The sequence below is a fragment of the Pseudomonas putida genome (assembly GCF_016406145.1).
Taxonomy (GTDB): domain Bacteria; phylum Pseudomonadota; class Gammaproteobacteria; order Pseudomonadales; family Pseudomonadaceae; genus Aquipseudomonas; species Aquipseudomonas putida_E.
This window is the reverse complement of record NZ_CP066306.1, coordinates 1639132-1664880: the sequence shown is the minus strand read 5'-3', so window position 1 is coordinate 1664880 and position 25749 is coordinate 1639132. Positions and strand designations below refer to the sequence as shown.

At 58.7% G+C, this 25749-nt stretch carries 16 protein-coding genes; 7 read left to right on the top strand and 9 right to left on the bottom strand.

Annotation, left to right across the window (positions count from 1 at the left end; all coding sequences use genetic code 11):
* The first annotated feature begins 108 nt into the window (after positions 1–108).
* Positions 109–735, top strand: a complete 627-nt coding sequence (locus JET17_RS07645) for a DUF2062 domain-containing protein (protein WP_012313418.1) — start codon at positions 109–111, stop codon at positions 733–735.
* Here the strand turns inward: JET17_RS07645 and JET17_RS07640 are convergent.
* The 3 genes from JET17_RS07640 to JET17_RS07630 all read right to left on the bottom strand — a co-directional run bounded on the left by JET17_RS07640 (position 619) and on the right by JET17_RS07630 (position 3083).
* A complete protein-coding gene (locus JET17_RS07640) occupies positions 619–1398 on the bottom strand; it encodes an ABC transporter permease (protein WP_012313417.1) in 780 nt (259 codons plus the stop codon). The genes JET17_RS07645 and JET17_RS07640 overlap by 117 nt on opposite strands.
* Positions 1395–2327, bottom strand: coding sequence for an ABC transporter ATP-binding protein (locus tag JET17_RS07635; RefSeq protein ID WP_012313416.1), 933 nt, complete (start codon positions 2325–2327; stop codon positions 1395–1397). The genes JET17_RS07640 and JET17_RS07635 overlap by 4 nt, the downstream gene beginning before the upstream one ends.
* A 132-nt stretch (positions 2328–2459) precedes the next feature.
* Complete coding sequence (locus JET17_RS07630) at positions 2460–3083, bottom strand: glutathione S-transferase (protein ID WP_012313415.1); 624 nt, start codon at positions 3081–3083, stop codon at positions 2460–2462.
* Positions 3084–3306: 223 nt separating this feature from the next.
* Between JET17_RS07630 and JET17_RS07625 the strand changes: the two genes are divergently transcribed.
* The 6 genes from JET17_RS07625 (at position 3307) to JET17_RS07600 (ending at position 11456) form a co-directional block, all read left to right on the top strand.
* Positions 3307–5754 (top strand): acyl-CoA dehydrogenase, encoded by a 2448-nt coding sequence (locus JET17_RS07625; protein ID WP_012313414.1) that lies wholly within the window; start codon positions 3307–3309, stop codon positions 5752–5754.
* A 77-nt stretch (positions 5755–5831) separates the two neighbouring features.
* On the top strand, positions 5832–6242 hold the full coding sequence (locus JET17_RS07620; RefSeq protein ID WP_042111257.1) for a PA2817 family protein: 411 nt from the start codon (positions 5832–5834) through the stop codon (positions 6240–6242).
* 191 nt (positions 6243–6433) lie between these two features.
* Positions 6434–6979, top strand: coding sequence for a fimbrial protein (locus tag JET17_RS07615; protein ID WP_012313412.1), 546 nt, complete (start codon positions 6434–6436; stop codon positions 6977–6979).
* A gap of 61 nt (positions 6980–7040) precedes the next feature.
* On the top strand, positions 7041–7778 hold the full coding sequence (locus JET17_RS07610; RefSeq protein WP_012313411.1) for a molecular chaperone: 738 nt from the start codon (positions 7041–7043) through the stop codon (positions 7776–7778).
* Between the two features lie 33 nt (positions 7779–7811).
* Positions 7812–10310: a fimbria/pilus outer membrane usher protein gene (locus JET17_RS07605; RefSeq protein WP_012313410.1), complete on the top strand. Its 2499-nt coding sequence runs from the start codon at positions 7812–7814 to the stop codon at positions 10308–10310.
* A gap of 66 nt (positions 10311–10376) precedes the next feature.
* Entirely contained in the window at positions 10377–11456 is a 1080-nt protein-coding gene (locus JET17_RS07600) for a fimbrial protein (protein WP_012313409.1), read from the top strand.
* A 77-nt stretch (positions 11457–11533) separates the two neighbouring features.
* On the opposite strand, the gene JET17_RS07595 is transcribed toward JET17_RS07600, so the two are convergent.
* The 6 genes from JET17_RS07595 to JET17_RS07570 all read right to left on the bottom strand — a co-directional run bounded on the left by JET17_RS07595 (position 11534) and on the right by JET17_RS07570 (position 25629).
* Positions 11534–15382 carry an RHS repeat domain-containing protein gene (locus JET17_RS07595; RefSeq protein WP_042111256.1) on the bottom strand — a complete coding sequence of 1283 codons (3849 nt, stop codon included), beginning with the start codon at positions 15380–15382 and terminating at the stop codon, positions 11534–11536.
* A gap of 27 nt (positions 15383–15409) precedes the next feature.
* Positions 15410–15904 carry a hypothetical protein gene (locus JET17_RS07590; protein ID WP_012313407.1) on the bottom strand — a complete coding sequence of 165 codons (495 nt, stop codon included), beginning with the start codon at positions 15902–15904 and terminating at the stop codon, positions 15410–15412.
* A gap of 62 nt (positions 15905–15966) precedes the next feature.
* A complete protein-coding gene (locus JET17_RS07585) occupies positions 15967–18852 on the bottom strand; it encodes a hypothetical protein (protein ID WP_012313406.1) in 2886 nt (961 codons plus the stop codon).
* Positions 18853–18881: 29 nt separating this feature from the next.
* On the bottom strand, positions 18882–21167 hold the full coding sequence (locus tag JET17_RS07580) for a hypothetical protein (protein WP_012313405.1): 2286 nt from the start codon (positions 21165–21167) through the stop codon (positions 18882–18884).
* On the bottom strand, positions 21164–23689 hold the full coding sequence (locus JET17_RS07575; protein WP_012313404.1) for a hypothetical protein: 2526 nt from the start codon (positions 23687–23689) through the stop codon (positions 21164–21166). The genes JET17_RS07580 and JET17_RS07575 overlap by 4 nt, the downstream gene beginning before the upstream one ends.
* A gap of 86 nt (positions 23690–23775) precedes the next feature.
* Positions 23776–25629 (bottom strand): hypothetical protein, encoded by a 1854-nt coding sequence (locus JET17_RS07570; protein WP_012313403.1) that lies wholly within the window; start codon positions 25627–25629, stop codon positions 23776–23778.
* Between the last annotated feature and the right edge of the window lie 120 nt (positions 25630–25749).

Sequence of the window (25749 nt, the reverse complement as noted above, 5' to 3'; positions counted from 1 at the left end):
GGCATAGACGAAATGACGCGGAGGCTCGCTCAACAATTGTCACAAACTCTGAACGAGGCTGAGATGGAATCAAGGCATACTTCCCTGATGACCGCTCGGGGAGCCTACATGCCGCGCCGCCTTTTCAAACGCTACATGCCGGACCCGACCAGCATTCGGGAACACAAGTCCTTACGCTTTTTCGGCAAGTTGCTGCACGACCCGAATCTTTGGCACCTGAACCGCCACTCGGTGGCGCGGGCCATGGGCGTGGGCCTGTTCGCGGCGTTGATTCCCGTCCCCATGCAGATGCTGCTGGCGGCAGCGCTGGCGATCCCGGTGCGTGGCAACCTGCCGATCGCCGTCAGCCTGGTATGGCTGACCAACCCGCTGACCATGCCGCCCGTGTTCTTCGTCACCTACATGACCGGCGCCTGGTTGCTAGGCACGCCGCCGCGCAGCTTGCCCGAAGACCTCACCTTCGAATGGATCACCGACCAGCTGGCAACGCTATGGCAGCCGTTCCTGCTGGGCTCGGTAGTGTGCGGTGTGGTGCTGGGCATCGTCGCCTGGTTCACCACCCTTTTGTACTGGCGCTGGTGGATTGGCCGGCAATGGCGCCGGCGCAAGCACAGGGCCTCAGGCGCGCATGCCGCGGCCACTGACCAGCAGGCGGACGCACAGCGCGTAGAGCACTGCGGTGGCGACCAGCATGAAAGTGATCGCCGTTCCAATGCTGATATCCGACACCCCTAGGATGCCGTAGCGGAACGAGTTGACCATGTGCAGCACCGGGTTGGCCAGCGACACGGTCTGCCAGAACGGCGGCAGCAGGTTGATCGAATAGAACACCCCGCCCAGATAGGTCAGCGGCGTCAGCACGAACGTCGGGATGATCGAGATATCGTCAAAGTTGCGAGCGAACACGGCGTTGACGAAGCCCAGCAGCGAAAAAATGGTCGCCGTCAGCAGCACCACGACCACCGTCACGCCCAGGTGATGGACCTGCAGGTGAGTGAAGAACAGCGACAGGATGGTCACGATCACTCCCACCGCCAGGCCTCGCAGCACCCCGCCCAGCACGTAGCCGACCAGAATGATGTGCGGCGATACCGGCGATACCATCAACTCTTCGATCGAGCGTTGGAACTTGCTGCCGAAAAAGCTCGACACCACGTTGCCGTAAGAGTTGGTGATCACCGACATCATGATCAGCCCGGGGACGATGTACTCCATGTAGGTGAAGCCGCCCATGTCGCCGATCTGCCGGCCGATCAGGTTACCGAAGATGACGAAGTACAGGACCATGGTGATGGCCGGCGGCAGCAAGGTCTGCGGCCAGATACGCAGGAAGCGCCGCACTTCGCGGTAGACGATGGTGTTCAGGGCGACCCAGTTGGTGCGCAGTTCCACACTCATACGGCCACCTTCGACAGGTTCTTTTCAACCAGGGACACGAACAGCTCCTCGAGACGGTTGGTCTTGTTGCGCAGGCTCTGCACTTCGATGTTCTGCAGGGCCAACTGGCCGAACAGCGCGGTAATGCCGATGTCCTTGTCCACCTGCACCTCAAGGGTGTGGGGTGTCAGCAGGCGGCATGGGTAGCCCTGCAGCGTGGGCGCCTGGGCCAGGTCCTGCCTGAGGTCGAGGACGAAGGTCTCGACATGCAGCTTGCCCAGCAGCTTGCGCATGCTGGTGTTCTCGACAATCGTGCCGTGGTCGATGATGCCGATGTTGCGGCACAACTGCTCGGCCTCCTCCAGGTAATGCGTGGTCAGGATGATGGTGATGCCCTTCTGGTTGAGCTCGGTGAGAAAGCTCCACATCGAACGGCGCAGCTCGATGTCCACCCCTGCGGTAGGCTCATCGAGGATCAGCAGGCGCGGTTCGTGGATCAGCGCCCGGGCGATCATCAAGCGGCGCTTCATGCCACCGGAAAGCGAACGCGACTGCACGTCCCGCTTGTCCCACAGCCCCAACTGGGTCAGGTATTGCTCGGCGCGCTCCTTGGCCAGTTTCGGCGGGATGCCGTAATAGCCGGCTTGGGTCACGACGATGTCGAAGGTTTTCTCGAACTGGTTGAAGTTGAACTCCTGGGGCACCACGCCCAGGCAGCGCTTGAGCGCGGCAGGCTCGCGGTCCAGGTCATGGCCGAACACATTCACCGTGCCGCTGGTCTTGTTGACCAGGGTCGAGAGGATGCCGATGGTGGTGGATTTGCCGGCGCCATTGGGGCCCAGCAGGGCGAAGAAGTCACCTTCGGCGACGTCCAGATCTATGCCTTTGAGGGCCTGGAAGCCGTTGCCGTAGGTTTTGGTCAGCTGTCGGATGGACAGAGCAGAACTCATAGCGGGTCACGTACCGAGTGAAAAGGTCAGGACACGCCAGGGCAAATCACTGGCGCAGTGAGTGCAGCCATGGTGCAAGGCCTGGCAGCACAAGTACAGTCAAGTGTATTGATAGTGACTATCGAAGCAGGTTCAGGTCAGTGCCGTCATAACCGCCGCCTGGTAAGCAGGGCGTTGCTTCAGCCGCTCGTACCAGGCTTGCAGGTGAGGCATGGCCGGGCGCTCGATGGGCATTTCGAACCAGGCGTACACGAAACTCCCCAGTGGGATGTCGCCCATGCCGATCTGGTCACCGGAAAGGTACGGTTGGTGCGCCAGGGTTTCATCGGCGATCGACAGCAGCTGCGCGCACTGCTTGTGTGCGGCGTTGATTGCTACCCAGTCGCGCTGGTCTTCGGGCGTGCGCAGCAGGCCCCAGAACAGCGGCCGGAACGCCCCTGCAAAGGACGACGTGGTCCAGTCCATCCACTTGTCCGCCAAAGCGCGCTGGCGCGGGTTGTCCAGGTACCAGCCCTGCCCGGCGCCATATTCGGCACACAGGTAGCGCACGATGGTATTGGACTCCCACAGGGTCAGGTCGGCGTCTTCGAGCATGGGCACCAGGCCGTTGGGGTTACGGGCGCGGTATTGCGGCTCGTTGACCACGCCGAACGCGCCGCCGGCGTCGATGGATTCGAAATCCAGGCCCAACTCGTGGGCGATCCACAGTGCCTTGCGCACATTGCTCGAATTCTTGCGGCCCCAGATCTTCAGCATGGCAACGTCCTTATGAAATGCGGTGGGGGTGCAGTCTACTCCAGACATTCGCCGCCTGTACCGGCCTCTTCGCGGATAAACCCGCGAAGAGGCCGGTACAGGAAAACAATGCACTGAAACTCCCACCGCCACACCCTGTCACTGTTCTGACCCTGCCGTTTACAGCGTTGCGTCTAAGCTGTCTGGGACGGCTCAAGCCCCCTGGTTCCAAGGAGGACCGATTATGTTGCTGTTGTGGTTGGTAGTGCTGGTGATTGGCGCGGCGTACCTCACGCACCGGCGCCTGGCGCCCTTGCAGATTCTCGGCATCATGGCGGCCTATGTGCTGCTGATGGGCATTTTCAGCAGTGCGCCCGGCTGGCTGCTGGCTGTGATCTGGATCGTACTGGCCTTGAAGATCGCCCTGGTTGCGCTCCCGGAGTGGCGCCGGAAGGTCTTCACCGGGCCGGTGTTCAGCTGGTTCCAGCGCACCCTGCCGCCCATGTCGCAAACCGAGCGCGAAGCGATCGATGCAGGCACCGTATGGTGGGATGGCGAACTGTTCAGCGGCCGTCCCGACTGGCGCACCTTGCTGGCCTACCCGGCACCGAAATTGAGCGAAGAAGAACAGGCATTCATCGACGGCCCCACTGAAGACCTGTGTGCCATGGTCAGCGACTGGCAGATCGGCCAAGACCTGGACCTGCCGCCCGAAGCCTGGGATCACATCAAGCAGCATGGCTTCTTCGCGCTGATCATCCCCAAGGAATACGGGGGCAAAGGCTTCTCTGCCTACGCGCACTCGCAGGTGGCGATGAAACTGGCCACACGCAGCGGCGACCTGGCCTCCACAGTAATGGTGCCCAACTCCCTCGGCCCAGCCGAACTGCTGCTGCACTACGGTACCGATGAACAGCGCAACCACTACCTGCCACGTCTGGCCCGCGGCGACGAGATTCCCTGCTTCGCCCTGACCGGCCCGCTGGCCGGCTCCGATGCCGGCGCCATGCCCGACACCGGCATCATCTGCAAAGGCCAGTGGAATGGCGAAGAAGTACTGGGCCTGCGCCTGAACTGGGAAAAGCGCTACATCACTCTGGGCCCGGTCGCCACCCTGCTCGGCCTGGCCTTCAAGGCCTACGACCCTGATCACCTGCTGGGCGAAGAGGAAGCACTGGGCATCAGCCTGGCGCTGATCCCCACCGACACCCCCGGTGTCGAAATCGGCAAACGCCACCTGCCGCTGGGCGCCGCCTTCATGAACGGCCCCAACAGCGGCAAGGACGTGTTCGTGCCGCTAGACTTCCTCATCGGCGGGCAGGCCATGCTTGGCAAAGGCTGGATGATGCTGATGAACTGCCTGTCGGTGGGCCGTTCGATTTCCCTGCCTGCGGTAGGCACCGGTGCGGCCAAGTACACAAGCCTGGTGACCGGCCAGTACGCGAATATCCGCGAGCAGTTCAACGTGCCGCTGGCGGCCTTCGAGGGCATCCAGGAATCGCTTGCACGCATCGGCGGCAACGCCTGGCTGATGGATAGTGCCCGCCTGCTGACCGCAAAGGCCGTGGACCTTGGCGAAAAGCCTTCGGTACTGTCGGCAATTCTCAAGTACCACCTGACCGAGCGGGGTCGCGAGTGCATCCAGCACGCCATGGATGTGCACGGCGGCAAGGGCATCATCATGGGGCCCAACAATTATCTGGGTCGCAACTGGCAAGGGGCGCCGATTTTCATCACGGTCGAAGGCGCCAACATCCTTTCGCGCAACCTGATGATCTTCGGCCAGGGCGCCATCCGCTGCCACCCGTTCGTGCTCAAGGAAATGGCCCTGGCCGGGCGTGAGGACCGTGACCAGGCGCTGAAGGAATTCGACGACCTGCTGATGAAACACATCATGTTCGCGGCCGGCAACGCCGCCAGCACGCTGGTCTTCAACCTGGGCTTTGGGCGCTTCGAGCCAGTACCCGGTGATGCCTTGAGCCAAGGTTACTTCCGCGCCCTCAATCGCCAGGCGGCAGCCTTCGCCCTGCTGGCCGACCTGTCGATGATGCTGCTGGGTGGCGCGCTTAAGCGCCGCGAGCGCCTGAGTGCGCGCCTGGGCGATGTGCTCAGCTACCTGTACCTGTCAAGCGCCGCACTCAAGCGCTACCACGACCTGGGGTCACCCGAGCACATGCAGCCTCTACTGCGCTGGGCCATGGAAGAAAGCCTGGGCCAGGCAGAAAAGGCGCTGGATCGGTTGCTCGACAACTTCCCCAACCGGTTTGTCGGTTGCGCACTGCGCGTACTGGTATTCCCCTTCGGCCGCCGCCATACCGGGCCGAGCGATGAGCTGGATGCCGAAGTGGCGGCGCTGATCGGCCGCAGCAAAGGCGATCCGGCGTTGGAGGAATTGCTTGCCGGGTGCTTCAGGCCACAAGCCGAGGGCGACCCGGTGGCGGCACTGCAACGGGCCTGTGATCTTCTGCACGAGGCTGCGCCACTGCAAAAAGTGCTGCATCAGGCGATCAAGGAGGGCAAGGTACAGCCAGCACCTGGGCAGTCGGCCATCGATGCGGCCGTCGAAAGCGGGTCACTGCAAGCTGGCGAGGGGCAACGGTTGCATGCGGCGGAACAGGCACGCCGGGCCGTGATTGATGTGGATGCGTTCGACAAGGCGCAACTGCTGCCGGAACAGGGCAAGGTGCGATGAAACCGGGGCCGTTTTGCGGCCCCTTCCCCAACCGGCGTATACTCCGCCCCCGTTTCAACCACCCCGAGGACCACCCCATGGCCAACCCCCACCTGGAATACCACCTGCAACTGCTGCACCACCTGCGCACCATCCTGGTGGCCCTGGGTGAAGCCGAGCAGGTACCGGAGGAAAGCCACGCCCTGTTTCTCGAACGCTTCGACGAACTGCTGGCCCTGTTGCCGCAAAACCCGCTGGAAAGCCAGTACCTGGGCCAGGACCTGATCTGCCAGGTCATCCAGCGCTACCCGCAGGTCGCCCACCTGGTACCCCGCGACCTGCTGTGGTTCTTTGGCGGTGACTGCCTGCACTACATGCCTGACGAAGAACTGGCCCTCTACCAGCAACTGGAAGAACGCCGCTACGAGGCCGAGCAGAATGATGAGCCTTTTGACTGGCACGCCGAAAAGCAGTTGCTGAACCCGGCCGGCTCGACGCTGCGTCACTGACGCGAACAGGCACCTGGCCTTCAGCTGGCCGGGTGCCCGTCGAAATTTCCACCCTCCTGAAGCACCTCGACCTACATACTCCCCGCCCTCCCGTCCATACGCTATGCGGCGTTCCAAGTGATGCCTTGGCAATTTGGAGCACTCGTGCCTTGCACGCAGCTAGCCAACATTTAAACGTATGGATTGAATAAATGAAAAAGACTTTGATGGTGCTTGCCCTTGGCCTGGCAAGCAACACCGCTTTTGCAGTTGAACGAGGCCAGATCCTCTTCAAAGGCAACATCAACGGCGGTACTACCTGCCCGATCGAAATTGTCACACCAGGCGGTGGGTCGATCAGTGCGGTTGACCTCGAAAACCACCCGGTGAAGTACTTCGAAACAAACGCTGCCACCCCCGAAATCCCATTCGCGCTGCGGGTTGATGCAGATGATCCCTCCTGCGACATCCCTCCAGGCTACAAAGCCAAAGTCACCTTTGACTCGCTCAACGGCGATGCAGGCGCAAACAAGGAGTTCTATGCCATCCGCGATGACAAACGCGGCCTCGCAGTGGAACTCAAGGATGAAGATCACGAATCTATCCCTCCGCGTACCGAGTCCAAAGAGTATTCCGTGGCCTCCACTGGAGTAACGGATCTGAAGTTTTATGGTTCCTATGTAAGAACCGGCGCAGCAGGCACGGTGACCGCAGGTTCTGCCAACGCAGACGTGAACTTCAGCGTCACGCTGCCTTGATGCCCCGTCCAGGTGCCTTCGCGTACCTGGATCCCTCTGCCTCTTTCACTGGTCATTTTTCATGCTCCCCGTCACCCGCACCTCGACGTTGCTGGGCGGTTGCCTGCTGCTTCTGGTTTGCCTGCTGAACAGCGCTCACGCCGCCCTTACCATCAGCAGTACGCGCATCATCTACGAAAGCACCCAGCGCAGTGCCTCGGTCGTGATCGCCAACCCCAGCCAACGCCCCTTCGCCGCCCAGACCTGGGTCAATACCCAGGCAGACGACACCAGCACGCCAGTGCCGTTCATGACGTCACCGGCCCTGTTCAGGCTTGCTGCCGGCAAGGACCAGTCGGTACAGATCAGCGGCCTGCCAAACGATCTGCCACAAGACCGCGAATCGCTGTTCTTTTTCAACCTGCAGGAAATTCCCCAGGCAACCAGCGATGCTCAAAACCAGCTCAACATTGCCCTGCGTACCCGTATCAAGCTGCTTTACCGACCGGCACAGGTTCAAGGCAACCCGGAAAAGCGGCTGAAGGAGTTGCACCTCACCAAGGGCGTGCGCAACGGCCGCCCGTACCTGACCCTGCGTAACCCGACGCCCTACCACTACACCTTCAATCGCCTGGACCTGGCGAACGGCAAGCAGCAAAAAAACCTACCGGGCATCGACATGGTGGCGCCGATGTCCCAGCTCGAGGTTGCACTGCCAAACGGCTTCGAAGGTGCCGGCCTACAGGCCATCCTGACCGTGATCAATGACTATGGCGGCACCAGCAAGCCGCTGACCCTGGCTGTGCACGACACCCCCTGACCTGACTTCAAGGCCACCGCCAAAGGAACCTCAATGATCCTGCAACCCCCTGGGTGCAGGCGTTTTCGCCTGCGCCTCGTTTGCCCGCTGGCCATCTGCCTGTCGACTGGCACGGCGCTGGCAACCCCTGCCCCTGCGCTGGGCCCAGAGTTCGAGGCCAGCTTTCTGTACCTGTCCCCCGGGCAGCCAAGAGCGAACGTTACCCGCGCCCTGCATGCGCTGTCCGACCAGAAGGAACTGCCACCCGGGCGCTATCCTGTGCAACTGCTGGTCAACCTTGGCCCGGCAGGTGTACGCAAGTTGCAGTTCGAGCTGAGCCCGGACGGCCGGCAATTGGTGCCTTGCCTGGCCCCCAGCCTGATGGCCGAACTGGGCCTGCGCCTGGATGCCATCGCCGACCCCACTGCACTCGACCACGCCTGCCTGGACCTGCCACGCTTGGTACCAGGGGCACTTGTCGACTTCGATGCAAGCCAACTGCGGCTGGCCATTTCCATTCCGCAAATTGCCCTGCGCCGCGACATGGCAGGCCAAGTGGACCCGGCGCGTTGGGAGAATGGCATATCGGCCGCCTTCGTCAGCTACCAGGCCTCCTTGCAACAAAGCGACAGCCGCGGGCGCGGCAGCCAGAACACCCAGGACCTGTACCTGAACAGCGGTATCAACCTGGCCGGCTGGCGGTTGCGCAGCAACCAGTCCTGGCGCCGTGATGGCGAGGGCCGGCAAACCTGGAGCCGTGCGTACACCTATGCCCAGCACGATTTGCCGGGCACCTGGGGCAACATCACCCTGGGCGAAACATTCACCAGCAGCGATGTATTCCGCAGCGTGCCGGTTACCGGCCTACGCCTGGCCTCTGATTTCGACATGTTGCCCGATGCGATGCGCAGTTATGCCCCTACCTTGCGCGGCGTGGCACAGACACGTGCAAAACTGGAAGTGTGGCAGAACGGCTACCCGATCTACTCAACCTACGTCAGCCCTGGCCCCTACGCGATCGACGACCTGAACGTGGGCGCCACTGGCGAACTGGAGGTGGTACTCACCGAAGCCGATGGCCAGGTACGACGCTTCATCCAGCCCTATGCCAGCATCACCAACCTGCTACGCCCCGGGGTATGGCGCTACAGCACCACGCTGGGCCGCTACAACCCGGCCAACAGCAGTGAAACCCCACTGCTTTGGCAAGGGACAGTGGCCAAGGGCATGCCCTGGAATGCCACCCTTTATGGCGGCCTTATGGCCAGCCAGGGCTACACCGCCGTAGCCACGGGGATCGCCCGGGACCTGGGAGCAATCGGGGCGCTTTCCTTCGATATCACCCATGCACGCAGCGATATTACCCCAGTGGAGCAACGCACCCTGCAGGGCATGAGCTACAGCGCCAGGTACAGCAAAGCCTTCAACAGCGGTACCCATTTGCGCTTTGCCGGGTACCGTTACTCGACCCAAGGCTACCGGGATTTCGACGAATGGATCAGCCAGCGCAGTAACGACCGCTTGTTCCTTGGCAGCCGGCGAAGTCGGGTGGAAGGCTCGATCAACCAGCGTGTTGGCGAACGCAGCACGCTCAGCCTTACCCTGTCCCAACAGGATTACTGGCAACGCCGCGATAGCCAACGCCAGTTTCAACTTAATTTCAGCACCTCGCACAACGGCGTCAGCTACAGCCTGTATGGGTCGCAATCGCTGACGCAAAACGCTGCGGGCAGTGACCGCCAGTTCGGCCTGACCGTCTCGGTCCCGCTGGAATTCGGCCGCAGCAGCAGCTTGAGCCTGGACCTGCAGCACGCAGCCCACGGCACCGCGCAGCGAGCAAGCTTGCACAGCCAGGTCGACCGCCTGAGCTACAACGCCACGCTCGCATCCAACGAGCAGCAGCAACAAAGCGCTGGCCTGTCCATGGCCTACCAGGCACCACAGGCAACCTTCGGCGCCGGCCTCTCGGCAGCGGACGACTACCGCAGCCTATCGCTGAACATGAGCGGCGCAGCGTTGCTGCACGCCGACGGTATGGAACTGGGGCCTTACCTGGGTGAAACCATTGGCCTGGTACATGTCCCCGACACCGCTAACGTGGGGTTAAAGAACCACGGCGCCATTCGCACCAACGCGAAAGGCTACGCCCTGGTTCCCTACTTGCGCCCGTACCGGCTCAACCAGCTGGTGCTGGACACCGACCAACTGGACCCGGACGTAGAAATCATCAACGGCACCGCCGATGCCGTACCTCGCCGCGGCGCAGTCATCAAGAGCCGGTTCGAGGCCCGCCGCGCCAACCGCATGGTACTCACCCTTGCCACCAAGGATCAGCAGCCATTGCCCTTTGGCAGCCAGCTGCATGACGCAGACGGCAACGTGCTGGGTATGGTCGGTACTGCTGGCCGCGTAATGGTGTCGGTAACCGATGGCCCGCAGCGGCTCGAAGTACGCTGGGGCGAAGCATCCGAAAACCGCTGCCGGTTCACGCTGAACCCGCAATCGGTTCCTCAACAGCAAGGTTATCGCCTGCAATCACTGGCTTGCGAATGACTTGATCCACGCCCCTGCGCCATTAAACTCGCGCCCACAGCGGGCGCGCACCACCAGGAAATACCAATGAAACGCCTCATTCCCTGGGCGCTGCCCATTGCCCTGCTAAGCAGCTACAAGGCCCACGCCGCCGACCGCTGCAGCTGGAGCGCAGGCACCCAGCCGATGACCATCACGCGCACACTCACCGGCGTGATGCATGTGCCGCTGAATGCCGAACCCGGCAGCGCCATCGGCACACCCAACCAATGGGAGTTCACCGTCTCCATGCCTCAGTCGGAACTGCTTTGCTACAACGACGGTGACGTACTCTGGCGTTTCGACATGAACGCCAGAGATGTCTTCCCCGGCCCGCTTCCCCCGGTGGAAGGCGAGCCGTCTGACGGGTATATCCTGAAAACCAACATCGACGGCGTTGGCGCACGCATCCGGCTTCGGGCCCCGTTCAACGGCTCGGACCGCACCAGTTTCATGCCCGAGAATGGCCCGCACGACCCCTTCATTCCGATGCGTTCGACCATGCAAGCCAACAACCAGCTTGGTGGGTTCAGGCTGGGCGGCATGTGGAACCAGGTAACCCTGGTCAAGACGGGGGATATCGCGCCCGGCCTGCACCGGGTCGACACCGAACTGTTCACCGGGCATTTCGACGCCACAGGCCTGGGGCTGGTGATGCGCTACCGGTTACAGGCCGACGTACTGCAAACCCAGTGCAGCCTCATCGGCGACCCGATAAGCGACACCCCCGTAGACCTGCAGACATGGGACAAATCGCATTTCGCAAGCAAAGGCACCACAACGTCGACCGTGCCATTCACCATTACCCTGAGCAACTGCAAGACAGACCCAGGTGGCATGACCAGGGCAACGATCGAGCTCGATCCCGCCAACAGTTCAGTCCCCGTACCTGGGCTGGACGGCGTATTCACGCTCACCCCTGACTCCACGGCTGAAGGGGTGGGCATCCAGGTGCTGAAAGACGACGGTACCCCCCTGCCGCTGCGACGAGAAGCAGACCTTCAGGCGATTCAGGACGGCACCACCGTACTGAACCTTGGTGCTCGCTTCTACCAGACTGACGACGCCAGCGCAGTTCGTGCTGGCGAAGCGAATGGCGCGTTGAACTTCACCCTTCGCTATCGCTGAAAACCCGGCAGACAAGCAATTGGGGCCGCTTCGCAGCCCCACAATGCTTGACTGAGCGGCATTGGCCCGCTTCAGAATCAGGCCTCGCTGTCAGTCGAACTCAGAATATTCTGCGGATCATAGCCGTACAGGCATTCACCCTTTTCAGGGTCCGTTACCTTTATCAGGCGGTTGAGCGCGTCATATTCCAGTTCACGACGTGCCTCATCGAATATCAGATTGCCATTACCATCGTAATCAAGCTTGATTTCGCTTGGATATGGCTCGCCAAAGTCATTGGTAATGCGTGAAAGTTGAGCAGGGTCCGCCGTGTTCTCAAAATAATAATGAGCTGAATTCTGCCCACCCTCGAACCGGGTCAATACCTGGCGGATGTTATCGATCGCATCGAAGCGGAACGTCTGGCTGGCTATCTTCTTACCATAAGGGTCGACCGGGCACAGCTCGCCTTCGCAGGTATAGCTGAACAGCCTGCCGCGCGTATCGTACTTGTACGTCTCTTTACGCAACACCTCCTCACCTTCCGAAAGTGTGCGTTCATTGATGCGGTCAAACTCATCATAGTGTTGCGCCAGCACTTGTTCGGGTGCGTTACTGAATGTAAATGTTCGTGAACATTCACGCTCCAGGTCGTCATACAGCAGCGTGGTTTTCAGTGAGTTGGCAAGCGTGCTGCCGCTAGCTGCTTCCGTTGTTTCATACGACTCGGTGCGGCCCAGATCGTCGTATTTGAATTTGCACGACAACGTCCCCAGCGTGGTGACATCAAGGCGGCCAACGTTATCGTATTCATTGACCTGAGTCTGCTTAAGCACATCCCGATACGACTCCATACGCCCACGGTAACTGTATTCGTACTCCATGTCGTATCCGCCACGGGTTTCAACGTGTACCTCACCCGTACTGTAGTAAGTGCGGGAAAATGCTTGCCCACCCACCTCGTCACAACTTTCCAGGCGTGCATTCTGCTTGTCGAATACGTAATTGGCCTGTTTGCCGCCCAGTGTTCGCAGCACAGGTTCTTCGGTCAGGTAGGGGCGATACTCATAATCAATTTCGCCCACTGGCGTGATGACCTTGCTCGGCTTGAGCTCACCCGGTTTGTATTGATAATCCTGCCTGCGACCACCGGTGATCGACCAGTCCATCAGGTCCAGGCCGTTGAAGTGCTGCTCACCCAGCAGTTCCAGTTGATTCACCCGAATGGTGATTGGCAAATCCTGATCGCTGTGTGCAGCAAAGGTTCTGTAAACCACCTCACCTTCACGCAGTTCATGGGCCAGCAGGCGATCAAACCCATCGTAGGTAAATTTTTCTATCTGCTTTGCAGCTTCGCTACCAATCCCCGACACTTCCTTGTGTTTGCGGCCGTACCCATCGTACTCGGTCAGCGTTTCGCTCTTGAGTTCCGTTTCCTTTTCATCACCCGGGTCCTTCTTCACCCAGCGACGGACCTGAACCGGCAAGTCAAAATGGTTGAACTGGGTCTCGGTGACCCCGGTCTTGGCGCCGTTTTCCAGTTCATTGCCTGCGTCGTCAAGCAGCTTCTGCCGCCACTCACGCTTGATCGGGCCGGTTTTGCCATCACCGATAGGGTTCGTTTGCGCGAACTCAGCTACGCCATCAGGGCCGATGACACACAATTGTTCACCCCAGTTGTCGTACCTGTATAGGCTGCTCAGGTGAAGGTCACGGTCTTTGAGCCAGTCGATTTCCGTCTCTTCCAGCGGCCTGCCCCACGCGTCGAAACTGGCCGTGTAGATGGCTTTGGTATCGCCCTTTTTCAGACCATGATCCGGGTCTTCCCGCTCTTCCCTGACGGTACGATAAGCGCCGTCGAAATAGGCCACGGTCATCACACCCTTCACATCGTACTGCGTCTGGGTAGCCTGAACGTCGTCCGCGTCGCTCAGCTGGTACTCATAGCGCCGCAGCGCCTCTTCATCCTTGCCTGGGCTGACGATTTCCCGCTCGACGCGCAGCAGTGCATCCCATACGGTCATGATTTCCGTATTGGTGTCATCACGGTTGAGCACTGTTTCACCCGTTGCCAGCGAATGCTGCACCCTTATTTCCTTGCTGGTGGCGTCGTAGCCGGTCACCAACTGCTTGTCCTGTAGCACTTGCATGGAACCCTTGACCAAAGGCCCCGGCGCCTTGGCTGTGTCCCAGGTGAGCGTCTCGTAGGTGTAGGTGTGCTCGATCAGGGTGTCGAGCGTATCCGGCTGGTTCGGCTCCCCCTTCTTCGGGTTCGGGAAGCGCGTTTGCTGGCTCTTTAGCCGGCCGTGCTGTAGCGGCTGAGCCGCAACGGCTGTTTCATCCACTGCCTGCGCAAACGCATAGTGTGTAGTTTTTGTGCTGGCGCCGCTGGTATAGGTTTCAACCTCCACCTCCAGCCAGTGTTGCTGCTGGGTCTGCGACCGGGCGCTGGTCAGTGTTGGCAACTGCTGGTAGGTGTAATGCGTGGTTCGCTCCGGCGCGTTACCGGGGTGGCCGGTAGCCGGTTTCTGCGTTTTTTCCTTCAGGTAGGTAACGAAGCCTTCCTCATGGCCCGGGAACCCCGGCGCTTGTGCGCCATACCACTCGTAAGCCTCTTCAATGCCAGTGACAGCCTTGTGGGTCTTGAGGTTGCCGTGGTCATCATAGGTGCTGGTTTCGGATTGTTTGAAGTTGACGGTCGGGCTGTTTTTCAACCACCAAAGCGTATCGACACCATGGACCAACTGGCAATAATTGGGCTGTTCCTTGAATAAACCGGGCTTGAGGTTGTATTGCGTCTTTACTTCCTGGATCTGGTTGCCGATGACTTCGTTCTTTCCATCATTCAACTCCTCACCCACATACGTAGTTTGACTCGTGAGCAAGTGAAACTTGTTGAACGCCCGGACGATGCTGCGCACGGGTTTCTCTTCGACCCAAAGGGTCTCGGTGGTGCCATAGTCATAGTCGATGGCCTGGCGGAACAGATTGTCCAATCCGTCGTTGATCCAGTTCAGCCTTATGTTGCCACCCAGGAAGTTATGCCCATCAGCGGAATAGGTGTAACGCGTGTCGATCGAGGGTTGCCCATGGCCTGGGTGCTGCACATGGCGGGTCACACGCGGCATCGGGTCAAGGCCTGAGCCGATCGGGAACAGGTGGCCGCCATCGCCATAGGTAATCGCTTCGTGACCGCCTGTAGGGGTGCGGACCGCACTGATGCAGTCGACATTTCGTTGGCGGCTATAGGTAAAGCGCCAGCTCGCCAGGTTATCGGTGGGCAGCTCGATACGGTCTACACGGTTGTTGGCGCCCAGCACCATGGTGTAAACGGCGCTGTCGGTATCTGTTGGCACCGTCAGCTTGACCCGGTTGCCATCGCGAACCACCTCCAGCAGTGTGTCGCCACGCATGTCGGTGATCTTGGTCAGCATCGGGAAGCTGGCATAAATGCCGTACTCCAGGTTCAGCCAATGCCCCTGCGGGCTGAAGATGCGGGTTGGCACGGCCCTGGTCTTGTCGCCGGTACCCTTCTTCTCAAGAATCTCCACCGTCAGGTTTCGATGCACCACGCGCCACTGGCTGTCGGTCACATCTTCATAGAGATGAAACGTGTCGATTTTCTTCTCCGACATCGTCAGCTCTTTTGTACCGGCACTGCCATCGACTTTGAAGGTTTCACCGCTGGCCAGGGAAATGATCCGGCGCTCGCGGGCGGGGTCGAACTCGGTGGTACGCAAGTTCCAGCCTTGGCCGTAGCCACTGTCAGAAACACTGAGCGGGCTATAGTGAAGCAACACGTCGAACCCGGGCCCAAACTGATCGTTGCCGGTAATGCTGCGCAGGTTGGCAGAAAACGTATACAAGCCTGTACGTGAATCAACGCCGCCGGTCAGGTGGCTCATGAAATTGAAAGCATTGGAATGGACTGAACGATTATTCGACATCATTATTCTCCTTGATTTACCGGGCCATCAATAATCGATTGTCACGCAAGAAATTTTCCCGCCTACGCCGCCCTTGTTATACTCCCCTGCTTCATACATGACGCCGCGCGTAACAATATCCCCAGCCTTAAGATATTGAAGATCCGAAATCTTCTGCCAGCCGACTGTTACCGGGTTTATATAAGTCCTGACTTTAAAATACCAATCGCCGCCATTCCTGCAATCGTCCTCAGCATGCAAAGTAATCAGCGCAGCAGAAGGGGCATTGTCAAGCCGGTACCAATACATATCATCATTGGTACAATCATTGTTACCACCACCGTTAAATTTATATTCCCCAGCCTTAACTTCAAAAGAACAGACATTCTTATCAGGCTCGCTACCCTTACCACCCGCAAAGTAAATTCTCGCCGTGTTCGTGGTCGCAGGGGAGGTACCATCTTGCGCATAAATCGAAGCACTCCCCCCGGCAAGCAGGGCCAGTGACATGGCAAAGCGTATAACAACCCTATTAAATTTCATGATAAATCTCCGACAAATGCTCTTGAACAGTGCCGCCCTCCTGGGAAGGCGGCAGACCAACTTCACACTGGCGTGAACAGGGTGTGTTCGATGTAATTCCGATGACCGGAAGTGTTGGCTGGCCTATAGGCAAATCGCCGGTAGTGCGCATTCCCCTGTCGGTCACGTAGTAACACCACGACATCGCGCGCAAGGTGGTCACGCTCATCTGTGCCCGATGGAACGTAGGCGAAATCCGGCACCCGATGATTAGTGATCACCAGGCTGCCTTCTTCAAAGTTCGTCAGGCTTACCTTGGTCTTGAGTTCCGGACGCCCGGCCATCAAGGTGACCAGATCATTGTCAAACTCAATATTGACATCCGCGGCTTCCCAGTTCCCGCTGTCCTTGGCCAATCTGTCCCGGAAGATGGAACCGGTAAAACTGAACATGATCTCGTTACGGTGCTCGGACTCCCAACGTATCGCGGATTGGCTCAGGTGCGGGTCCGATATCTGCTGCTCCAGAAATTCGACGGTTTCGAAGCGGCTGCCGATCAACTTGAACACCCAGTAATCCAGCGTTCTTAGCCAAAGGTCGAAAGCGGGGTCACCGGGTTCATTCTCGTCACCCGTCCCGCCCTCCACACGTACGCGCTTCAACGAATAGTTCTCATCGCCGAAGTCACGGGGTGACTGGGGTATCACTTCAACCCTGTCCCCCACCGACGCGTTACCATCATCGGAAGATTCTGTTCCTCCGGCATCGACATAGAACGTGCTGTACAACTCGTTCGCCGCACCCGCACGCTCGGTACAGTGGAGATAGATATCCTGCCGGGTAATGCCCTCTTCGCTTGCTAGCAGGGCACCCTCGGCCAATTGTCCATAGGACAGTTCGAAACGGTTTGCCACCTGGCGGGTGGCCCATTTGAACAGGGAGTCCTTTTCTATGCCGCCACTCGGGTTATCATCATTGAGCGCAACCAGTCGCTGTTTACTGATCAAGTTGTTCAAGCCGATGCTGGCGCGCTCATCCGCGCTGAGGCGATAGAACTTGCCATCTACGGCTTCAGTTTCGATGACGGCTTGCAGGCGCAATGACTGGAAGCCGTTATTCAACAAGACCCCCTTGGCGCCCTGCTCGGCCCCGCCCGGTATGCTGATCGTGTAGCTGAGCAACTTCAGCCAGGTGCCTTCCTCATCCAGTCGTGCTTCACCAAACTCCAACAGGCTGTAGCCAGCAGCCAGCACCACGCCGTTCTGCACCAACTCACAAGTCACCACGCTGGTGCCCTGTTCGTCGCCCGAAGGTGCCGTGTAGTTACCCGCCTCATCAAGCGAACCCGGCCCAATCAACTGCCAACGCCGACGCGCCCCTGGCAGCAACGCCGGGTCCCGCTCAGTCAGCGTCACCTCCTCGCCCGGCTCCAGGCCCTTGACACGCACGGGGTCGATGACCATCGACTGCAAGCCATTAAGCATCACCAGCGCCGACATACGCTGCTGCCCCCCTTTGGCTTGCACCTGCTGAACACTCAGCTGGCGACGGTTGGCAGCGTTCTCGGCGGTGAACAGAGTCCGGTTGCCGTGGGTCTGGGCGAGCTGACCACGCTCGGTGCCAAGCAGCGACCACTCGATATCATCTGCGGGCATGGCCGCCCCCAGGGCCATGGGTATGCGCGAGGCAAACACCCCCACCCGCGGCGCCACCTGAACTTGCTCGAACTGCACGATCACCTGCGCGCTCGCCCGATGGGTAGTATTACCGTCGGTGAGTTCTGCCGTAATCACGATCGTCAAGCTGTGGTGGCCGATGCCCTCGACCCCGACAGCATGGTACACACCGTTGGCGTCGATGTTGCCATCACCCACTGCAGCATGGCTCTGGCGACTCTGGGCATACCACTTGGTGGCAGGTACTTCACCCCCTGCCTGGTTGCGCAAGGTAAATTTCACCGAGTCGCCCGCACGCACCGTTTTAGTCTGCGGGTCAACGCTGTACAGGGGGGGGACCGCTGCAATGTTGCCGAATACCGCGAGGTCGTGAGGTGTGTGCCGCTCCCGCTCGACAAACTTGTGCGACGTGGCGAACAGTATCGATGCCAACACGTCCAGCCGCTCATCACGCACATGCCCAAGCAGAGCTTTGTCCACGACTATCGTCGCCGAGTAACGCTCACTGCCATCCTCGTTGAGATCATCGGGAATCAGGTAGGGGAATGAATGCTCAGGCAGCTCGCCAGGGCCCGTGTTTGCCCGCAGCTGAATGAACGTCAGCACCGCACCGTCACCGTAATTCACTGCACCTTGGGTTTGCGCGCCTGGCGCCGCCTGCGTCAGGATGCGAAAGTGCGTGGGCGACAATGGCGAGTAGCCCGAAAAGTCAAGCATACCGAGTTCAAATTGGCCCCGGTGCGCGGGCAACTGTTCGAACTGTTCCTGCATGGCTGCAGCGATCAGGCCATTGACGTGCGAGTCCTCGCCAGCCAGGTTGCAGCTGAAACCGGACGCTTCGGCCAGGTCCAGGGTGATCCTGCCGCGACGGTCGACTTCACCGGTCACCAGACGAAGCTCAATCGAAATCACCAACGAGTAACCCATTGATTCATCGATGATGAAGCGTGTCAGCAGGTTCTCGGCCAATGGCGACTGCGCACTGTAGACCCCCGCCACGATGGGAAAGGTCAACTGCGCTCTGGAATCGCTGAGCGAAGCATTGGTAAACGACAGCAACGGCGCACCAAACTCGATCTTGCGCAGCACGCTTCGGGTGCGGATATGGTCCTGGTGATAAACGTCGGCATTGAACAGCGGCAGAAAACCCAATGTGCCCAGGCGCTGCCTGTACTGTTCATGCAGCAGGTCGTTCAGGCGCGAGCGGCTGAAGGCCGCGACGGCGCCCCAACCTTGGGTGATGTTGCGCTTGTCCATACGCGCCAACACATGCTCGATAGGATTTACAGACATGACAGTCTCCCGAAAATTAGTGCTGGTGGTCATACCGAGCGAGCCTTCGGCGCCAGCATCTGGCGGCTCAAGCCGGTAAAGCGGGTGGCCTGCAACGGCATGATCTGGTGCCCTTCGAACACACCGAAGTCACCTGAGTCGAAGGTTGCAAAAACCAGAATGCCCGGGGATTGCTCACCACTGTGCGCAGGTTCATAAAGGCCGGTGTCGGGGTCGATTTGCCCCGTGCCCACGCCCAGCCTCCACTTGGCATCTACCGGTCTGCCACCCACGTAGGCGATGAATTGCAGCTTGCCATCGGCCTTTGCTTCCTCCGCCAACGCCACAACCAGCCCCGGAGCTCTCTGGGTGACAAGCACATGCACGCTCTGTTTTGTAGAGGTCTCTTCAAGCTCTACCTCGAACGATTCCAACCAGTAGGTATCGTACTTGCCAGGGTCGGCTGCCTTGGCCGTATAAAGGCAACGGCGCCCCTGGTCCTGTTCTTCCCGTTCACCGCTGCGGGCGGGGTCGTGATTGATCATCGTCCATTTCAGTGGCTTGGCCTGGAGTGACGCATCGTCCAGCGCTCCAGCCCTCAGCAGCCGCTGCGTGCCGGCTTGCATCACGGTAATGTACGGATTGGCCGACAATGCCTGACGCACTACCGTGACGACGGCAACGCTGCGTTGCCCCGCCTCATTGGAGGCGATCACTAGCACCTGGCCCGAACGCCGCTCTAGGGTATGCGCGGGCGGTGCCCGGTATTTGCCATCGACGAAGGTGCCAGGGTGCGAGGGCCCGCCTGGGAGGACTTCCACGGTCCAGTTCAGCGTCTGGTTTTCCGGGTTATCAACGTTGAACTCATGAAAGCCGCCCGCAAGCAGGTTCACAGCATCGTCACGAATGACAAACCCGGCATCGCTCCCCAGCACCCCCGGCACCGACAAGGCCCCCGGAAACGCCACGTCGGCAGGCTCGGGCTGTACTGTATGGGCAGCTCCGAACGCCAGCGCAGCCACCCACCGCTCCGGTGCCTCAGGGTCGAGTTTTTGTGCAATGGCCAGCAATATGGCCCGCTTCACTGCGTAAGCGGCAAAATCTTCTGCCTGCGACCTGAGTTCTGCGTTCTCATCACCCTCGGGCAGGCCACGCAGCACATGTGCTTCTTGTGCTTCAGGCCAAGGCGAGAAGAACTGCCCTTCCAGCCAGCCCTGCCCGGCCTCGGCGGAGGCCAGCAAGTAAAAGCGATGGTGCAGGGACAGCCTGAAATCTGCCATATACTCATTCGGTACATCACCACCTTGAGGCAGGCAGCTGAACTTGACCGTGCACTCACCGTTCCAGTGCTGTGTGGCCATGTCCAGTTCGAAAGTGGCCTGGAACCCACCTGCCGCGTCCACGCGGAAGGCCTCACCGGTAAAGGTGAACTCACCGGTCTCATAAGTGGTAGGCGGTATCCGCAACGTGCCCGCGTCGGCAACCACCTCGATAAGTCGCCCGTCTTCCATGCGATGGCTGAAGCTTCCCCCCTCAAGCAGCTGGGTGAAGCCCGGCAGAAAGGCATTGCGATGCATCAGACGTGAACTGATCAACTGTACTGCAGCATCAGGCTGGGGGGCTTCTGGCAAGAGCCTGGGGAAATCGCCATCCGCATTCGGGAAGTTACCTGAACTACCGTATTGCGAAGAGGCAAATACCACCAACGTATCGCCTTTGCCTTGAGCATCGGCTTGCGTGCCAAGGTAGGCGGTTTTCAACTCAAGTTCCGCCTGCCCCGGCGCACCTTTGACCATGACGTAATCGAGTTTTTCGGCCTCTGCGGGTAGTTGCTCGCGCAACCACTCACCCGCCTGCCCCTGCTGGCTTTCGTCATCGCTCACGGCCAGGCGCATGTTTTCGCCCTTGGAAATATCCAGCACCAACGCGCCATTCTTGAAATCGGCGCGAACCTGTTGCCTCAGCTCAAGGCCCAGCAGCGGGTCATGCTCGGAAAGGCTGCGCACCTTGTAGGTTTCTTCGGTTTCGACAAGGGTTCCACCGTACAGGTTGGCGACCATGTCCAGCCTGGCGCTTTCATAGGCCACGCGTGAAATGTCCACTTGCGGCCCAGACAACTGATAACCCGCAAAGTGATAGACAATATCGCTCATGCCCATTTCAAGCTGGCCCGAAACACCCTCTATTTCATGCCCCTGGCTCAAATGGGTTGCGTGGGTTTGCCTTAGCGCGGTATTACCACCCGCCAGCGACAGGCCTGTGATGCTGTCCCAATTCAACAGATCAGGGTTGGTGGGCAGCCAGTCACTCAGTAGCAACGGCTTGTTCTGGCTCATGACTTCACTCCCTGCAAATTTTTTTGCACCTCAAACGCACCCACCCCCTGCATCGCATCTTCCAGCCTCGCCGGTGGCAGGGTTTGGATTACATAACCGTCGAAGATGCCAATCAGCTGGGTGTCGAACGTTGCCGTAATCAGGGCAAATTGATCGCTGCTGGATTTATCGTGGGTATAAACACCCGTGGCGGGGTTAACAGCACCCGAACCGTACTTCACGTTCCACTGGATCTTTGCAGGATCTTGCCGCTTGCCGTTGATCATGGCTGTCAACTTCACCGTGCCTTCGACGGGGTCTATTTCCCGTAGAAGTTGCATCGGTTGTTTGATTGCGCTCTCAGTGATTATCAATGCGGTATAAGCCGGGCTGTTTGCCCCGGCTTCGCTCAGCACAATTTCGTCGACGGCAAAGGCGGCAAGTTCATCAGGATAGGCCGGGTCAAGGGGAGGCATTTCTCCCGGGGCGAGGTACACCGCGTTTTTGCCGCTTGCGCTCAATTCGCCATAAGTGGGGTCTGCCCATCTCAAGTTGCTGGCATCGCCGAGATAGCCGGCTTGCAACTTGACGTTCCCTTTTACCTGGGTCACATAGACCAGCGGATTGATCTGCACGCGGGATTTAACCACGGTAATCAATGCTGAACTTTTAAAACCGGTGTCCTTATGCTCTGCATGGATGCGTACCCGTACATAAGCTCCATCAAAATCCTCCCCACGAGGCGGGGTATAGAGGCCCGTATCCGGGTTGATATCGCCGATCTGATCGCTGGCTACAGTGTCCAGCACGGGCTCGCATGCCCAACGTAGCTTGCTGGGGTGCGGCGGGACTGTATTGAACTGTTTCGGTGTGCTTGCCACCGCCAAGGTATGCTCCATAGGGTCGACGGCAAAGGCGGTGGCTGCCGGGCTCACAGCACCAAAGAGCGCGATATCACGCGGCGCGAACTGATCCTGGCCGACCAAGGCATTGCCGAAGTAGAGCTTGATCGTTTCATCGACCAATTCCTTGAGGGACTGGGAGAACTGGAAGTTTCTCTCAAACGCCTTGCGCAAGATAAACTCGACACTGGGGAATTCGGTGCTTCCAGTTGCTTTGAAGAGGCTCTCCAGCATTAACGCGATGGCAAACATCATGGGCATCATATAGAAGGTTAAAAAAGCCAAGATCATTGAATACATTGGATCAAGATCCGGCGGCACCGCAGGCGGTTTGATATCCCCAACCACTGGCGCGGGCGCCTTGACTTCCAGCAACTCCAAACCCTGGAACTTTAAAACCCCACCGTCAACATCCTCAAGCTCGTACGAACTTTTGAACGCATACTCAAAACTATCCTCGGTGCGTTTGTAAAAATCTGAAGTATCAAAATTGAGCACGCGTATAGCGTTCCCTATCTCCCCCGTTTCATCATCCAGATCCAATGGCTCAACGGCCATTACACCTGTTACCTTCCACGCGACCTCAACAGTCTTGTCTTTCACCGCCACTTCGAATGCATCGGCCATTTTCAACACAATATCGAACACTTTGAACTTCAATATCATATGGCGGACACGCCCAAAAAAGTTAGGCTCTGTGTCGAATTCATGGACCAGTGTCTGTTCGCGTATCACCATTTCCCCACCCGAAGCGGTGGCCCCTGTCGGCTTCCCCTTGGCGTCGCGAACCAGCCTAAACTCGACGTCTTCTGCAATCCCCTTCAAGGACTCAAGCAACTGCGCTAGCATGATTCGCGAGGGTTCAAACAGCACCGTAGCGTCATACGCCTTATCTTTGGGAATCAGGTAACGAAAATCACGCCCAGGTATATTCCCTTGTTCGTCTCCCTCGTAGCACAGCAGCGCGAGTACTGCCCCCTCGTCATCTTCCGGGTCACGCTCGCGGGCCTGGGTGCGCAGGGCAAATGATGTGGCTCGCAGCAACGGGTTGCCGCCTGCTTCGATCTGGCCAAGCGGAAATACACGCTGTGCATCCGGCAAATTCTCGAAATTTTGCTTGAAGTAATCCCCCACCAGCCTTTGCTCACCCGCGTCGGCGGACACGTCCAACTTGAAGTCTGAGCTTTCTTTCAAGTCGAGTCGCACACGGCCCTCTTCGCCGACCACGCCAGGTACATTGGCAAGCAGCAGGTCCAGGCTAAGTTCGGGCCCTTGCAGGGGGCCGATTTCGAGGATTTCCCGCACTTGCCAGTCATCACCGGCCCTGCGCAAACCCAGCTGTGTGCCCGACATGACCTGCATCGTCAAACCCGCTTTGGAGTCATTGGCCTGCATGCCCGCAAAGTTCAACCGTGGCCAATCCAGTGTGAACTTGTTCAGCGCAAAGCGCCGGTCATCGCCATTTGGAATACTCCCGGTGATCGGTGGCAGGTAAGCGCTGGTCTTGAAGCGCTGTATGTAAGCCTGCAGCAGAAGAAGGTTTAACTTCTTCCGATCCATGACGGAAATCATCCCCCAATTCAGGGCGCGCGGTTGTTCTTTTAGCCACGCGTATAATTCACTAAAGTTGTACTCTGCCATTTCGTCATCCTCGTAATATTTCTTTTCACCAGCCGCGGTACGCCGCCGCGCCTATTCGCGACCGACACACGCAGCAACTATTGGCATCAGGGCACTAATTTAAACTCTGCCGATTTACCTGGAACGAACGTGACCCCTTCATCGAAGCTGACTTCCACATACACGTTGAAAGCCGCATTCAGTTCAAGCCTTTCCAAGTACCCCTTGGCCAAGTCCATCTTCAACTCGCCGCTATAAAATTCTTCATCAGAAACAGGCACGTCGTCCCGAATCACTTCGTCCGGCAGTGCCGGTTCGCCAGACTTTGCCTTGCCTCTTACGAAAACACGCACTCTTTGCCCCGTCGCGAAGAAGTGCCAACTGTTTGAGCTCAAATAAAACTCGACGCTTGCCCCAACCTCTGATAGCGAAATACTCCCCTGCGGATAAGCCGGACACTGAACGGCCTCAAAGTCAGTGTCCGTCATTTTTTCAACTTTAAGGCCATACGCAGGTGAGGATTGTGTTGCGCCATTAGCGTCTTCTACGGTGTAGAACACTTTGACGCGTCTGCCGAAGTTTGCAGGCACCGCGGTACTCGGAATTTGGAACCTTAGGTTATTGCCATCGGTAGGCTGATCTGTGCTGTACTTCCCCGTTGTGCCAAACCCTTCCCAATGCATGGTTATCTTGCCGTTACCTGTGTCTGATTCAACAGGTATCCGGGCATAAGCACCCCGCCTGAGCCGGTCCGGGAATATGAAGCCGAACTGCTCCATGTCCGGGTCCACTTCCTCATCCTCCCCCGGATCCTTCGCTGTGGCTTGTTCAACGAATGGAACCTTGAGATCCAACGGTTTACGCAACACCAGATCCAGTGGCAGGGAGTCCCCAGCCGCGCCCAGCCGGGCCCATTGCCAGGTCAGTTTTACTGCTTCCCCCACATGCGCCTGCAACCACTCGCCTGGCACCATAAAATGCATGCGACCACTGTCCAGTATCGAACTATCAATGCGAAAGGTAGTGCGGCTAGCGTGCTTACCGGCGGCCGTCAGCAACAACTCATCCCCAAGCTGCGCACCGTAGTCTTGCACCTCCACCGGCAACCCCTGCCTATACTGGCTTGGGTCGAGCATGCCGCCACTGTGGCCAGGCACTTCAGGGGCCGGCAGGCTGGGTAATTGTCCGCTCCCGCTGTTCACAATAGCGAAGCGCTGCACAGGGGAACGGCTTTCCCCGCCGCCGTCATACTGGATGGAATACGCCAATTCGCACCAGGCGCCGGCCAGCACAAAAAAGTGCTGCTCAATCAGCCACACCAGGGGACTGCCCAAATCTTCCTCTTTTAGCGTTTTTGTGAAAGTTTCTGAAAAACCCTCTGCGTCATTCCATGAAAGCACCACTTTGTCATTCAGCGACATGAATGGATAATTTGTGGTAATGACCTGCCCACTCTCTGTCACTCGCGACAAATCAATTTCAAGCCCATCACTCTCCATAACGTGAGGCAACGGCAGAGACAAAGCGGGCTCAACTTGCTTGTTTACATAAAACAACACCCGCGTGGAGGTTTCCTCCACGTAACGCGACGTGGATACCCCATCGGGCTTAACGGTTTTAGCATACGAGTAGAAAGCGACGCCTTTATCCAGGCCTGTAATCAGGGGATTTTCTAACTCGACCAGGAAACTGCCGTCAGGCTCTAATTTTCCAACTATCTGTGACTGTGGCGGCCGGTCACATATCTCACCGGCTGCACCACGCCCGAAAAAACGGGGCCATACCTCATCGCCCAGTTGCAGGCCCGGGTAATTTATATAAGTCTTGAGCCCTTCAGCCCCCAGTTTGTCAAGGTCCAGCGAGTCACCGTCCAGCAGCGGAATAGTGGGTGGCGGCAGCGTTGCCGTTACGGATTCATAAGCGCCCTTTTGAAAATCCTGCCTTTTGCAAACGTCGTCCATTTGCTTATCCCCTTGGTATTTTTAAATCGGCACTTGCTTCGCTGGCCGACCACGATGGGGACTTTTTACACCTGTGCCGGCACTGCTGGAACTAGCACTTTTAACAGGTGGCGGGGGCGG

Coding starts and splice junctions, on each gene's coding strand:
- JET17_RS07645 (WP_012313418.1), top strand. CDS start 109: ATGCCGCGCCGCCTTTTCAAACGCTACATGCCGGACCCGACCAGCATT.
- JET17_RS07640 (WP_012313417.1), bottom strand. CDS start 1,398: ATGAGTGTGGAACTGCGCACCAACTGGGTCGCCCTGAACACCATCGTC.
- JET17_RS07635 (WP_012313416.1), bottom strand. CDS start 2,327: ATGAGTTCTGCTCTGTCCATCCGACAGCTGACCAAAACCTACGGCAAC.
- JET17_RS07630 (WP_012313415.1), bottom strand. CDS start 3,083: ATGCTGAAGATCTGGGGCCGCAAGAATTCGAGCAATGTGCGCAAGGCA.
- JET17_RS07625 (WP_012313414.1), top strand. CDS start 3,307: ATGTTGCTGTTGTGGTTGGTAGTGCTGGTGATTGGCGCGGCGTACCTC.
- JET17_RS07620 (WP_042111257.1), top strand. CDS start 5,832: ATGGCCAACCCCCACCTGGAATACCACCTGCAACTGCTGCACCACCTG.
- JET17_RS07615 (WP_012313412.1), top strand. CDS start 6,434: ATGAAAAAGACTTTGATGGTGCTTGCCCTTGGCCTGGCAAGCAACACC.
- JET17_RS07610 (WP_012313411.1), top strand. CDS start 7,041: ATGCTCCCCGTCACCCGCACCTCGACGTTGCTGGGCGGTTGCCTGCTG.
- JET17_RS07605 (WP_012313410.1), top strand. CDS start 7,812: ATGATCCTGCAACCCCCTGGGTGCAGGCGTTTTCGCCTGCGCCTCGTT.
- JET17_RS07600 (WP_012313409.1), top strand. CDS start 10,377: ATGAAACGCCTCATTCCCTGGGCGCTGCCCATTGCCCTGCTAAGCAGC.
- JET17_RS07595 (WP_042111256.1), bottom strand. CDS start 15,382: ATGTCGAATAATCGTTCAGTCCATTCCAATGCTTTCAATTTCATGAGC.
- JET17_RS07590 (WP_012313407.1), bottom strand. CDS start 15,904: ATGAAATTTAATAGGGTTGTTATACGCTTTGCCATGTCACTGGCCCTG.
- JET17_RS07585 (WP_012313406.1), bottom strand. CDS start 18,852: ATGTCTGTAAATCCTATCGAGCATGTGTTGGCGCGTATGGACAAGCGC.
- JET17_RS07580 (WP_012313405.1), bottom strand. CDS start 21,167: ATGAGCCAGAACAAGCCGTTGCTACTGAGTGACTGGCTGCCCACCAAC.
- JET17_RS07575 (WP_012313404.1), bottom strand. CDS start 23,689: ATGGCAGAGTACAACTTTAGTGAATTATACGCGTGGCTAAAAGAACAA.
- JET17_RS07570 (WP_012313403.1), bottom strand. CDS start 25,629: ATGGACGACGTTTGCAAAAGGCAGGATTTTCAAAAGGGCGCTTATGAA.